This is a genomic window from Terriglobia bacterium (assembly GCA_020072565.1).
In the GTDB taxonomy this organism is placed as follows: Bacteria; Acidobacteriota; UBA6911; order UBA6911; family UBA6911; genus JAFNAG01.
Map to the genome: position 1 here is coordinate 1 of JAIQGI010000026.1, position 12160 is coordinate 12160.

Here is a 12160-nt window from a genome sequence, read left to right on the forward strand (position 1 = left end):
CGGTCCGCCCTTCAACAACGGAACAAGGAACCATCTCGAAAAATTGCACTCCCGGCTCTGGACAATGCTGGGGAATGCTCTGCACCCAAAATCGGGTGCAGACCAACTATAAGGGCCGCCAGTTCGTAGGCCCGGCCGTAAGGCCGGGATACGGGTATGGCTGGAGGATCGAGGCGCGGCACTCAATCAAAAACATATCTCGGATCATATTCGATTCCGTGGCGATCAAGCAGATCCTTGAGCTTCAATCCCGAATTTTCTGGGCCCTCAATCACTCTCGGCGCGCTCTGCGTTGATCTTTTGCCTTCATTCGTGTTTTCAAAACAGGTGAATCACGATGTGATCTATTTTGACTCACCATAACGTGGAATTTCTCTGCCACCTTTCGATAGGCGTCGCGGAACGGCATCCCGGATTGAACCAGCCGGTAGGCTTCCTCGGTGGCGAATATCTCAGGTGTGCAGGCCTGGCGGCATTTCTCCTCGTCGATTTCTAGCTGCTCGATTACCAGCCTCACAATCGACAGGCTATTCTCCACGATCTCGAATGACTCCATGAGCGGTTTCTTGGTCATCTGCAGGTCCCGGTTATACCCGGACATGAGATTGCCGATGATTCCCTTGATGCGGAACTCGTTGGCGACGACCGTGTGATACTGCGCACGCGCGATCTCGAGCACATCGGGATTGTGCTTCTGTGGCATGATCGAGCTTCCGGTGCACAGGTTTCGCGGGAGCCTGACGAAGCCGAACTCATCCATGGAAAACAGGATCAGGTCCGAGCACATCTTGTTGATGTCGAACATTACGTTGGCGAGCGCCGACACAACGATCGCTTCGAACTTGCCCCTGCTGTTCTGCACGTAGAGCGGGCTTCGCTGCAGCCTGGAGAAACCGAGCTCACGGGCAGTCTGCCGCCGGTCGATTTTGAAGACGGGTATCCCGTATCCTGCCCCTGTCCCCAGTGGGTTCTGGTCCAGCAGCTCGAGGGCCGCCCTGACCATGATTCTGTTGTCGCTCATGCTCTCGGCAGATGCTTCCAGCCATGCGGCGAAGGAGGAGGGCATTGCCTTGCGGGCATGAGTGTATCCGGGCATCCTTGCTCCGCGCAGCCTTCGGGCTTTGCGCCGGAGCGCGCGCGCGCATGAGTCGATCAGGCGCCGCACGCCGAGGAGCCGCTCCCTGCAATACAACCTGACCGCGGTGGCCGCCTGGTCGTTTCGCGATCTGGCCGTATGGATCTTTTTCCCCAGGCTGCCGAGAGTGCGGACGAGATGCTTTTCGATAGCAGTCAATCCGTCCTCATCTTCAGGAGCGATGCGGAACTTCCCCTGCCCGTCCAGTTCGAGGATGCGACGCAGCGCACGCACCAGCTTCTGCCTTTCTGCCTCCGTAAGAACGCCCGCTTTGCGCAGGGCGCCGGCATGGGCGATGGACGCGATGCAGTCATATTTGACGAGCGCCTGGTCGAGCAGGTAGTCGTCCCCCACCGTGTAGCGCTCCACTTCCTGATCGAGCCGGTAACCCTTGTCCCAGAGTTTCATTTCACTCCCCAGGCATGTTTCTTCTTGTTCATGATGGCATTGTGCGCCATCAGACGTATGGCGTTGATCTTGATGAAGCCCGCGGAATCCTGCTGGTTGAACCCGCCCTCGATGTGCATGCTGGACAGGTCCTGATCGTACAGAGAACTTGTCGATTCCCTGCCGGTCACAAACGCATTCCCTTTGTACAGTTTCAGATGCACCTTGCCGTCGATCACCTCCTGGCTCTTATCAATAGCAGCCATGAGGAAATCCATTTCCGGGCTGAACCAGAAGCCGTAATAAATGAGTTCCGAGAGCTTGGCTGTGAGCATGTCACGCAGGCGCATGACCTCACGGTCCATCGCCACCCCCTCGATGTCCTTGTGGGCCACATGGAGGATTGTGCCGCCGGGGGTTTCATAGATGCCTCGCGATTTGATGCCGACATAGCGATTTTCCACCATGTCGACGCGGCCGATACCGTGGCTGCTCCCAAGCTTGTTCAGGTACATGAACAGGGCGAGCGGATCTGTCTCCATGGTCCCGTCGTCCGGATTCTCGACCGTGACCGGGATTCCATCCTTGAACTCGATCGTGATCCTGGCCGGCTGATCAGGCGCGTCTTCAGGATCGACGGTTTTTGAATACACATCTTTTGCGGGTTCGAGTGCGGGATCTTCAAGTATGCCGGCTTCGTGGCTGATGTGAAACAGGTTCTCATCCTCGCTGTATGGCTTTCCTTCAGTTGCCTGGACTTGAATGCCGTGGAGTTCGGCATACTTCAGCAGGTCGGACCGCCCCTTGAATTCTCCCAGGAATTCGGCGTCTTTCCAGGGCGCGAGGACTTTGACGCCCGGTTTCAGTGCGTAATACGAGAGTTCGAAACGCACCTGATCATTGCCTTTGCCGGTCGCGCCATGAGAGACGCACGAGGCGTTTTCGAGGTTGGCAATTTCAATCTGCCGCCTGGCGATCAAGGGCCTGGCAATGGCGGTTCCCAGCAGATATCGCCCCTCGTAGAGCGCATTGGCTTTGATCACGGGGAAGATGTAGCCGGTGACGAACTCCTTCCTCAGATCTTCCACGTACACCCTGGAAGCGCCGGTTTTCAACGCCTTTTCCCTGATCTTGGCGAAATCCTCCTGTTGCCCCACATCGGCGACGTAGGCGACGACATCGTATCCTTTATTGACCAGCCACTTCAGGATCACGGAAGTGTCCAGTCCCCCGCTGTACGCAAGGATGATTTTTTCTTTGCTCATCTGTTTCCTCCGGCCCCCAGGGTCGTGAATTCATATAGAATAGCAAGGCTCGACACCGTTTTCACGCAATCCAGCAATGCTCATTCACATGGTCAAAAAGGTCAAGTTCAACGAGCGGGCCAACTTCGAATTTCGTGCTGAGTTCCTGAACGCCTTCAACAATATCAACTTCATGATCGGGAACCCGAGCAGTGACTGGACCGAACTCGGCAGTTTCGGCAGCACCGGCTTCGGCCGCATCAACAATGCTTACCGTGATCTCTCGACCACGAACGATCCGGGCGGGCGCATGATCCGGTTTGTCGCCCGCATCAACTTCTAATTCCACGTTTCGGTCTGCCTGTCCGGGGGCGCGGCTGCGGGCCGAGCCCGTTTTCTTCCGCCGCTGGTCCTTGCCTCCTTTTCCGGCATCTCTCCGGGTTTTTGCGCATCTTTGCACATTGGGGGTTTCTGGAAGACCCGCCGCGATCGTGCGGAGGTTGCACCTGATGAGGTTCGAAAGGGGTTGACTTGCGTCGGAAATCGCGTATTATTCCCAATTTTTGCAGTAGCGGGAATCCTAGGAAAGGAGGCTGAGGAAATGGCAGAGAAACTGTCGAAAACAGCACGCGCAAGCATGGGCGATAAGGGGTCCAGCTATGAAAGACCCTGCCCCAGCTGTGGCACCGGCATGGTGGCCACCCGGGTGATCAAGTATCGCCAGGTGCCGGGCGGGATGTATTGGGTCTGCCCCAAAGACGGCGAACGCGTCAAGATCTAGCCGTCAGCGGACAGACTCGATTTGCGGAGAACAGGGCAGCGTGTGCTGCCCTTTTTCTTTTGTACTTCCCAATCATGATTACATCCTTTCTCTGCGCCCTCTCCATTGATTGTCTTGCTTTGCGGTATAATTTCCCATCATGCAATCCAGCTCGGAGCAATCAGCGCCCGGCCCATTTTCCGGGGGAAGCAGATATAACTCCTATGGTGTATTCCTCAGAGAGAAATTCGGCTGCCGGGTCAGCAAGATTGTTGTCGATGCGGGTTTCTCATGCCCGAATCGCGACGGGACTGCCGGCATCGGCGGCTGCACCTACTGCAACAACGAAGCCTTCCGACCTGCCACCGCGCTCCGCCGGGAGCCGGTTCCACGCCAGGTCGAGAAGGGGATTGCCTACCTCAGACAGCGCTATCGCGCACAGAAGTTCATTGTCTATTTCCAACCTTTCAGCAATACCTTCGCTCCTCTGGAGCAATTGATCCCCCTGTACGAAGGTGCTCTTGATTGCCCTGATGTGGTCGGCATTGCCGTGGGCACGCGCCCCGATTGCGTGGATGAAGCCAAGATTGCCTGGTTTGAACAACTCGCACGCACTCGTTTCGTCACCCTGGAATATGGCCTCGAATCGATCCACGACAGAACACTTGCCTCGGTCAATCGCGGCCACGATTACGCCTGCTGGCTGCGCGCGCTGGAGCAGACTCGCGGGCGCGGCATCCATCTTTCCGCACATCTGATCCTCGGCTTTCCCTGGGAGAGCCGCGCGGAGATGCTGGCCATGGCTCGGGCGGTTTCCGACGTCGGCCTGGACTTCCTCAAGGTGCATCACCTTCACGTTGTGCGTGACACGGCGCTGGCCCGGCAATTCCTGAGCGATCCTTTCCCCCTTCTGGGGTACGAGCAATACATTGATCTGCTGGTGGAATTTCTGGAGCTTCTCAATCCTGGGATCCGGCTCGAGCGTCTTTTCGGCCTGGCTCCTGAGAAGCATCTGCTTGGCCCTCACTGGGGCAAGGCCAAGGCCGAGATCCAGTACGATATAGAGAATGCCCTGGCAGAGCGCGGAACCTGGCAGGGGCGTCGTTATCATACTCCGGCGGCGGATCGTGACTAGCTCACGCGTGGGATCGTTGACGGTTAGGCAATCGATTCTTCACAACCGGTTGGCTGCGGCAATGCAGCGCTGTACTTCCTACCTACAGATCTTTGCCATTCAGGCAAGAAAAGCAAAAGATCAACGCAGAGGTCACAGAGGTCGCGGAGAAAAGTCATGCATAAGCGAAAATCCTCTGCGGCCTCTGCGCCCTCAGCGTTGAGGCTTCAGGTTGAGGATATTCCACGCCCTGTTCTTCGTGGCCGGCTTTTTCCCGCACTGTCTGAATCTCAATTTCTGTTGACATCGCAGGCAAAAAAACGCCCGGGGAGTTGTCCCCGGGCGTTTTTCCGGTCGTGGTCCCGGCGGAAGGAGTTCCGCGGGGCGGCTTACGGCTCGTAACGAATCGGCATGTACTTGGGGTACCACATGGCGCGATCCAGGTTTTCCTGCAGCCCTTCGAGGATGCTTTCATCGGCATGGCCTTCCTTGACTGCCCGGTGAACCGTAGCACAAGCCACGCCTAAAGAGCATTCTCGAATCCTGGGAAGCTCGGGATAAACTGCGGATTCGTCGAGATCTTTCGAAGTCACCTTGGAGGCAAGTGCCCGGGCTGCCTCCAGGAACATGCCGTCTGTCGTCCGCCGGGCGCGGGATGCCGTAAGGCCGAGGCCGATGCCCGGGAAGATGAAGGCGTTGTTGCACTGGCCGATGCGAAAGCGCTTCCCGCCAATGACAACCGGGTCGAAGGGACTCCCCGTGGCCACGATCGCCCGTCCATCCGACCAACGCATGGCGTCGCCTGCCGTGCATTCCGCCTTGGAAGTCGGGTTGGACAGCGGGAAAACAATGGGCCGCTCATTGATCTTTGCCATGTGATCAACGACTTCCTGAGTGAAGGTCCCCGGCGTCCCGGAGGTGCCGATCAGGATCGTGGGTTTGACGTTCGCGATTGCCTCAACTAGCGTGATCTTCGCACGATCTTTGCATTTGTACCCGGCAATCTCTTCCGTGCTTCTGGCGTAGGTAGCTTTGAAGTCCTCCAGATTGGTACGGGCTTTCGTCACCAGTCCGACGCTGTCCGTCGTCCAGATCCGATGGATGGCCTCTTCCCGGCTCAGTCCGTCCTCCATCATGGCCGATACGAGCAGGTCCGAGATACCCTGGGCCGAGGCCCCCGCTCCGGCAAAAACGACGCGCTGGTCGCGCATACGCTGCTTGGTGATGCGCAGTGCGCTGAACAGGCCGGCGAGGACGACGCCGGCCGTGCCCTGGATGTCATCGTTGAAAGTGCAGAGCCGGTCCCGGAAACGCTTCAGCTGCTTGATGGCATTTCCCTTGAGGAAGTCCTCCCACTGGAGAAGTGTGGTGGGGAAGACCTTTTGAACGGCGGCCACAAACCTGTCGATGAATTCCTGGTAGGCGTCGCCGCGCACTCTCTTTTGTCTCAGTCCGAGATAGAGGGGATCATTCAAGCGCTCTTCGTTATCCGTTCCCACATCCAGAGTGATCGGTAAGGTATTGTACGGAGAGATCCCGGCACACAGGGTGTAGAGGCACAGTTTTCCGATGGGTATTCCCATGCCGCCGGCCCCCTGGTCGCCCAGTCCCAGGATTCGCTCTCCATCGGTGACGACGATGATGGAGGGATTCGAGATGCCGCAGTTGGCGAGAATTCTTTCGATGTTATCTTTCTGGTTGTAGTTGACGTAGAGCCCGCGGGCCCTTCGGTAGATGTGCGAGTATTTCTGGCAGGCTTCGCCTACCACCGGAGTATAAACGATCGGCATCATCTCATCGATGTGCTCGAGCACGAGCCGGTAGAACAGCGTTTCGTTCCGGTCCTGCAAGCCTGAAAGGTAAATGAACTTCTCGAGGTTGACGGCTTTTGCCGCGAAGTTCTCGTAACACCTGTCCAGCTGTTGCTGCATTGTGGAAACGATGGGTGGAAGCAGACCCTGAAGGTCAAGCTCGTCCCGCTCCTGATCGGTGAACGCGCTTCCTTTGTTTGTCCTGCAATCCATCAGGAGGGCCTTCCCCTTCCGCGATACCGCCATGTACTTTTGCCCTGTTGCCGGATCTATTTTGAGGCTAATTTTCATTGCAATTCTCCTTGAGCCGAGTGAAGCTTATGATGGGTGCATCCAAAAAACTCGTATCCTCGCAATAATAGCTGCTTTCCCACGGCGAATACCCCCTGCCGGGCCGAGGACGGGCTATTGTAACGCTTTCGGGCTCAATTATCCTCACCTTCCTTGAAAAAGGGGCCAATCCACTCTCCGGTCCAAGGTCGTCCCGTCCAGAGATCGTGGGTTTGGAAGGAGCCTAACCACGCTGGTATGTGAGGTTGGCGGCTTACTGGGCGGTCGGTTCGTCTACGAAGGCCTCAGGATCGATTCCCGAATCGGGAGGAAGCTTCTCGAGTTCCCTGCGTACCATAACCTGGTGCTGCAATTCCTCCTGGCGCAGTTCCTCGAACAACGTGCGCACCTCGGGATCCTTAATATGAGGGAGTGCCGACTCAAAGAAGTCATGTGCCTTGATTTCGCTCTGGAGAGCGACGCCCATGGCTTGGCGAGCGGACATAAAAGCCCGTGTCTGATCGTAATCGGGAGCTTCAACATCCCACAGCATCGAACGCTTCACAAGACGCGGCGCATTCTCGAAGAGAGAGCGCCGCCGGACCGACAGTTCTGCTTCGTGCCTGGCTTCGTTGCCGATCATGGTGCGAAAGAACTCGGCTGCATCCGGCGTGTGGTGCAGCACCATCTGGTCGACGAATTCGGCGTACCGGTCTTTTGCTTCTTCCTCGATGAGAATGGCCAGATCAAGGGCGTCTTTGAGACTCAAATTGGCAAAATCGATTTTTGTGGTCATACGAGATCCTCTTGGAAATGGCCCGTCCGAGCATCCGGAGGCCGACAACATCGCGAAACATCTATTTTTATTGCGGCAGGGATAGATGTCAAGGTGTGGGAAAGGGGGCCCTGCCAATCAGGCAGGGAAGCAAATCCAGGCACGAAATAAACGGTGAGGCAAAGCCGGAACCACAAGGTCTCAACGGAGAGTACGCTGAGATTTTTAGGATGCGGCCATGCCGCGCCCGTTCATCGCAGCCCTGCTCTTTTCCAGATTTACCCCTGGTGTTGATTAACAGATTCTAACGAATAATTTATTCATACAAGACAAATGGAAGTGCCGGGACGAATTCTGGTAAGATAACCGGTTTTCAATTGCATGCCGGACCGGAGCACAGGCCGATCAGACTGCGCATTCCCGGTTCTATCATTCGCGCGCAGGGCGTCGGCAACTAACCTGCAAAGAAGGGGACTATGAGAAGTGATCTAATCATTGGCATGGCAGGCTCGGGAGGAGACGGCATCGTATCCGCCGGGGAGTTCCTTATCACTGCAGCCGCGCTGGAAGGCTATCACGCGATCATGACGAAGAGCTTCGGCCCTCAGATTCGGGGTGGCGAATCCTCCTGTCGCCTGCGCGTTTCCACCGGCCAGGTGCTGAATCCGGGAGGTACTCTTGATGTGGCCGTGGCTCTCAACTGGGAGGATTTCCTGAGATTCGGTGCCGAGCTGCCTGTCGGCGGCGACACCATCGTGGTCTACGAGAGCAAGACCGGCGTTGCGCCCGATAAGATCCCCCTTGAAGGGGTGAAACCTGCGGTGGTGTTCGCAGTTCCCATCGGAGAGATGGCCCGCAAGTCGGCGGGGACCGACAAGGCCAAGAACACCGTCGTGCTTGGCCTGCTGGCGGGCTGGTTCGGCTTGGCGCCGCAGTCCATTCTGGCAGGCCTGCGCAAGAAGCTGGCAAAGAAAGGATCTGAAGTGTTCGAAGCCAACGAACGCGCCTTTGCCGCCGGCATGGAATACACGCAGGCTCACCCCATCGGAGAAGAGCTCCGGATGAGTCCTGCTGTCGACAGGAAGGGCGCCAAGCTGCTTACGGACGGCAACGATATGTGCGCAGCCGCCGCCCTTTTCGCTGGATGCGAATTCTTCAGCGGTTATCCCATTACCCCCTCGTCTGAGATCATGCATTTCCTGGCCCGCGAAATCTGGAAGTTCGGCGGGACGCTGGTGCAGGCTGAAGACGAGATCGCAGGAGTCGGCGCTGTCGTCGGGGCTTCGTTTGCCGGCAAAAAGGCTTTGACGGCGACTTCGGGTCCCGGCATGTCGCTGAAGACGGAAATGCTGGGTCTGGCGACGATTGCGGAAATCCCTCTGGTGTGCGTCAACGTACAGCGGGGCGGCCCGTCGACCGGAATCCCCACCAAGAGCGAGCAGGCCGACTTGTTCCAGGCGGTATTTTCCGGCCACGGGGATTGTGCACGCCCCGTGCTTGCGCCGGTGAGCGTCGCGGATATCTTCGGGATTACCGTGGAGGCTTTCAACATCGCCGAGTACTATCAGACGCCGGTGATCATCCTCTCAGATCAGGAAATCGGGCATCGCAAGGAAACCGTGGATCCCATTGACACTTCAAGGTTCAAACTCATCGAGCGCCGGCGACCGACGGAAAAAGAGCTTGAGCACTATCAGCGTTTCCGCTTGACCGAGAGCGGCATCAGTCCCATCAGCCGTCCCGGCATGCCCGGCGGCAACTACCTGGCGTCAGGCATCGAGCACAACGAGGCCGGCGCGCCGACGGCGAAGGGCGAGATCCATGCAAAAATGAATGAGAAGCGCATCCGCAAGCTCAATCCGCTGAAAACCCGGCGCGATCTCTTCGTTTCGGAGGGGGACGCCGACGCGCCGCTCGCCCTGGTCTCCTGGGGAAGTGTGGCCGGCGTTGCAATCGAGGCCCTGCGCCTGGCTCGGGCACAGGGAATGAGAGTGAAACTACTGATACCAAAGCTCCTGTTCCCTGTTTCAGAAGAGATTTTCCAGGAGTTTTTCGCCTCCGTGAAGATGGGCCTGGTGGTGGAACAGTCCCACCAGGCACAGCTGTATCGGCTGATCCGCATGTATGTGGATGTCCCGCAAGGGATGGAATTCCTGGCCAAGAGCGGTTCGAATCCGATCCTGGCAACAGAGGTGCTGGAACGCTTGAGAGCCATGCTGCGGTCGTTGCAGCGGCAGCGGAGCAACGAGCCGGAGCCGGAATTGGGATGAACAGATTGCCATTGTGATAATGAGGGACACGGCGGGCCGCGTCCAAACACAGGAAAGGTAGTGCCATCATGAGTGTAAGCGACTCAGTGCGGGAATACGTTGCCAAGGATTACAAGAGCGACCTCAAGCCGATCTGGTGCCCTGGATGCGGGGACTACGGTGTGGTCAGCGCCATCTATCGTGCGTTAGCCAATATCGGCAGGCCTCCTCATGAGATCGCCTTCATCTCCGGCATCGGCTGTTCCAGCCGGATTCCCGGCTATACGACCGCGTATGGATTCAACACCGTCCACGGTCGTGCCCTGCCGATCGCCCAGGGCATCAAGCTGGCACATCCGGAACTGCTGGTGCTGGTGGCGGGCGGTGACGGTGACGGCTTTTCCATTGGAGGCGGCCATGTGGCCCATGCCGTCCGACGGAACATTGATCTGACCTACATCGTGATGGACAACCAGATCTACGGTCTTACCAAAGGGCAGCTCTCGCCGACCTCGCCACGCGGGCTCAAGACGGCATCTTCCGCCTTCGGCAGTTTGGAAGACCCGGTCAATCCCCTGCAATACGTCCTCGGCTACGGCGCCGGATTCATCGCCCAGGGCACACCTGCCGATATGGACGCGCTGGCATCGATCATCGAGGAAGGCATCCGTTTCCCCGGCTTCGCTTTCATCAACGTGCAATCGCCCTGCGTCACCTATGGGCAGGTGGAGGCACAGATCAAAGCGCAGAAGGAAAAAATGCAAAGCCTCGAGAAGTTGGGGCATGATCCGGCGAACCGGCTCCGTGCCATGGATCTCGCCCAGGATTACGGTACCAAACTGTATACAGGCGTCTTCTATCGCAACCCGAATCCTTCGCCAACCTACGAAGCTGCGGTAAGGGCAAGGCACGAGGCACTTCAGGGAACCGGCCTGCCAAAGGAGAGAATTCTGGAAATGTTCATGCCGCACTGACGGGAGAACATTCACCGCCGATGAGAACAAATCGTGGTTTGTCCGCTATGAGGTCAGTTGCGTGGCCGCCTCCATTCCGCTGCGGAAAGCTTTCAAGTTCAATTCCTCGGTTCCCTTCGGCACTCTGGCGAGAACTGCCGACTCGAGGGCCTCGACCGACACGATGTTGGACAGCTGGGCAATGATGCCGAGGGCCACGATGTTGGCCACGACTGCCTTTCCCAACTGGCTGCGGGCGATCTCCGTGATGGGAACCCTGTAGATCCTGTACCTTCCCTCCGGCACGCGGGTCACTGCGCCGGAATCGACCAACAGAATACCGCTGTCTTTCAGGTCCTTGGCGTACTTGTTGCAGGACTCCTGCGTGAGAGCCAGCAGCAGATCAAGGCTCGTGGCCTTGGGATAGTCGATGTCTTCATCAGAGATGATAATTTCGGAGCGGCTGGCTCCTCCCCTGGCTTCGGGGCCGTAGGACTGGCTCTGTGTCGCGTTTTTTTCGTCGTAAATCGCGGCCGCTTCAGCCAGAATCCGGCCTGCCAGCACCAGTCCTTGCCCGCCTTCACCGCTGAGGCGAATGTCGTAGCGAAAACTCATTGGACCCTCCTTGCCGGATTAACTTCCTGAGGCGCTTTTGCTCAAGCGTTGCTGCAGCCTGGCATACTCCTGCGTATATTCCGGTTTGTCGACGTCGACGAACACTCCGGTAACGATCTTGCCCTCGAGCTCCTCCGGTGACATGGTAGCGGCCTTTTCGACAGGGACGCTGCTCTCGCCCAATTCCCGGAGCATGTCTGCACCCGCGCCCAGCCTGTTGCGCCGGCCGTACGCCGTGGGGCAGGGCGTATAAACCTCGACCAGCGAAAAGCCCTTTTTCCGGATAGCGCGCTCGATCAGCTTTTCGAGGCGCAGCGCCGACTGGACCGTGCTTCGGGCGACGAAACTTGCGCCGGCGGCTTGAGCCAGACCGCTGATGTTGAAGGGAGGCTCGATATTGCCGAAGGGGGCTGTGCTGGCACGTTTGCCGACGGGCGTCGTCGGCGAGACCTGGCCCCCGGTCATGCCATAGATGTGATTGTTGAAGAGGATAACGGTCAGGTCGATATTGCGCCGGGCCGCATGGATGTAATGGTTGCCGCCGATGGCGGTGGCATCGCCGTCCCCGGTGATGACGATGACGTTCATCTCCGGCCTGGCGAGTTTCACCCCGGTCGCGAAAGCAATGGCGCGGCCGTGGGTGGTATGAAGGGTGTTGAAATCCACGTAGCCCGGGAGGCGGCTGGAACAGCCGATGCCGGACACCATGGTGATTTCGTCCTTTTTCAAGCCGATGTGATCGATGGCGCGCAGCAGGGATTTCAACACAATCCCGTCTCCGCAGCCCGGGCACCAGATCAGAGGAAATTTGTCGAGCCTGAGATATTTGGCATAATCGAACATCATA

11 protein-coding genes are annotated in these 12160 nt (G+C 57.8%); 5 read left to right on the forward strand and 6 right to left on the reverse strand.

Going from position 1 to position 12160, the window contains the following annotated elements; genetic code table 11:
- Positions 1-271 precede the first annotated feature (271 nt).
- Positions 272-1543, reverse strand: coding sequence for an argininosuccinate lyase (argH, locus tag LAP85_16835; protein ID MBZ5498067.1), 1272 nt, complete (start codon positions 1541-1543; stop codon positions 272-274).
- Positions 1540-2787 carry an argininosuccinate synthase gene (locus LAP85_16840; GenBank protein ID MBZ5498068.1) on the reverse strand — a complete coding sequence of 416 codons (1248 nt, stop codon included), beginning with the start codon at positions 2785-2787 and terminating at the stop codon, positions 1540-1542. Before LAP85_16840 ends, argH begins: the two co-directional genes overlap by 4 nt.
- Positions 2788-2863: 76 nt before the next feature.
- On the opposite strand from LAP85_16840, the gene LAP85_16845 reads away from it, so the two are divergent.
- From LAP85_16845 to LAP85_16855, 3 genes are all read left to right on the forward strand, one after another.
- The gene (locus LAP85_16845) at positions 2864-3109 is read left to right on the forward strand and encodes a hypothetical protein (GenBank protein MBZ5498069.1); all 246 of its coding nucleotides are present in this window, start codon (positions 2864-2866) and stop codon (positions 3107-3109) included.
- A 258-nt stretch (positions 3110-3367) separates the two neighbouring features.
- The gene (locus LAP85_16850) at positions 3368-3547 is read left to right on the forward strand and encodes a hypothetical protein (GenBank protein ID MBZ5498070.1); all 180 of its coding nucleotides are present in this window, start codon (positions 3368-3370) and stop codon (positions 3545-3547) included.
- Between the two features lie 139 nt (positions 3548-3686).
- Positions 3687-4661, forward strand: a complete 975-nt coding sequence (locus tag LAP85_16855) for a TIGR01212 family radical SAM protein (GenBank protein ID MBZ5498071.1) — start codon at positions 3687-3689, stop codon at positions 4659-4661.
- A gap of 368 nt (positions 4662-5029) precedes the next feature.
- On the opposite strand, the gene LAP85_16860 is transcribed toward LAP85_16855, so the two are convergent.
- Positions 5030-6742, reverse strand: a complete 1713-nt coding sequence (locus LAP85_16860) for an NAD-dependent malic enzyme (GenBank protein ID MBZ5498072.1) — start codon at positions 6740-6742, stop codon at positions 5030-5032.
- A 253-nt stretch (positions 6743-6995) separates the two neighbouring features.
- The gene (locus LAP85_16865; GenBank protein MBZ5498073.1) at positions 6996-7517 is read right to left on the reverse strand and encodes a ferritin family protein; all 522 of its coding nucleotides are present in this window, start codon (positions 7515-7517) and stop codon (positions 6996-6998) included.
- Between the two features lie 455 nt (positions 7518-7972).
- Between LAP85_16865 and LAP85_16870 the strand changes: the two genes are divergently transcribed.
- The gene (locus LAP85_16870) at positions 7973-9766 is read left to right on the forward strand and encodes a 2-oxoacid:acceptor oxidoreductase subunit alpha (GenBank protein ID MBZ5498074.1); all 1794 of its coding nucleotides are present in this window, start codon (positions 7973-7975) and stop codon (positions 9764-9766) included.
- 68 nt (positions 9767-9834) lie between these two features.
- Positions 9835-10719 (forward strand): 2-oxoacid:ferredoxin oxidoreductase subunit beta, encoded by an 885-nt coding sequence (locus tag LAP85_16875; GenBank protein MBZ5498075.1) that lies wholly within the window; start codon positions 9835-9837, stop codon positions 10717-10719.
- A 45-nt stretch (positions 10720-10764) separates the two neighbouring features.
- On the opposite strand, the gene LAP85_16880 is transcribed toward LAP85_16875, so the two are convergent.
- Together LAP85_16880 and LAP85_16885 are read right to left on the reverse strand one after the other, a co-directional pair.
- The gene (locus LAP85_16880) at positions 10765-11313 is read right to left on the reverse strand and encodes a 2-oxoacid:acceptor oxidoreductase family protein (protein ID MBZ5498076.1); all 549 of its coding nucleotides are present in this window, start codon (positions 11311-11313) and stop codon (positions 10765-10767) included.
- Positions 11314-11331: 18 nt separating this feature from the next.
- The gene (locus tag LAP85_16885) at positions 11332-12159 is read right to left on the reverse strand and encodes a 2-oxoacid:ferredoxin oxidoreductase subunit beta (protein ID MBZ5498077.1); all 828 of its coding nucleotides are present in this window, start codon (positions 12157-12159) and stop codon (positions 11332-11334) included.
- Between the last annotated feature and the right edge of the window lies 1 nt (position 12160).

Excerpts from the sequence above, each read along its gene's own strand:
- argH (MBZ5498067.1), bottom strand. The coding sequence starts at position 1,543 with ATGAAACTCTGGGACAAGGGTTACCGGCTCGATCAGGAAGTGGAGCGC.
- LAP85_16840 (MBZ5498068.1), bottom strand. The coding sequence starts at position 2,787 with ATGAGCAAAGAAAAAATCATCCTTGCGTACAGCGGGGGACTGGACACT.
- LAP85_16845 (MBZ5498069.1), top strand. The coding sequence starts at position 2,864 with ATGCTCATTCACATGGTCAAAAAGGTCAAGTTCAACGAGCGGGCCAAC.
- LAP85_16850 (MBZ5498070.1), top strand. The coding sequence starts at position 3,368 with ATGGCAGAGAAACTGTCGAAAACAGCACGCGCAAGCATGGGCGATAAG.
- LAP85_16855 (MBZ5498071.1), top strand. The coding sequence starts at position 3,687 with ATGCAATCCAGCTCGGAGCAATCAGCGCCCGGCCCATTTTCCGGGGGA.
- LAP85_16860 (MBZ5498072.1), bottom strand. The coding sequence starts at position 6,742 with ATGAAAATTAGCCTCAAAATAGATCCGGCAACAGGGCAAAAGTACATG.
- LAP85_16865 (MBZ5498073.1), bottom strand. The coding sequence starts at position 7,517 with ATGACCACAAAAATCGATTTTGCCAATTTGAGTCTCAAAGACGCCCTT.
- LAP85_16870 (MBZ5498074.1), top strand. The coding sequence starts at position 7,973 with ATGAGAAGTGATCTAATCATTGGCATGGCAGGCTCGGGAGGAGACGGC.
- LAP85_16875 (MBZ5498075.1), top strand. The coding sequence starts at position 9,835 with ATGAGTGTAAGCGACTCAGTGCGGGAATACGTTGCCAAGGATTACAAG.
- LAP85_16880 (MBZ5498076.1), bottom strand. The coding sequence starts at position 11,313 with ATGAGTTTTCGCTACGACATTCGCCTCAGCGGTGAAGGCGGGCAAGGA.
- LAP85_16885 (MBZ5498077.1), bottom strand. The coding sequence starts at position 12,159 with ATGATGTTCGATTATGCCAAATATCTCAGGCTCGACAAATTTCCTCTG.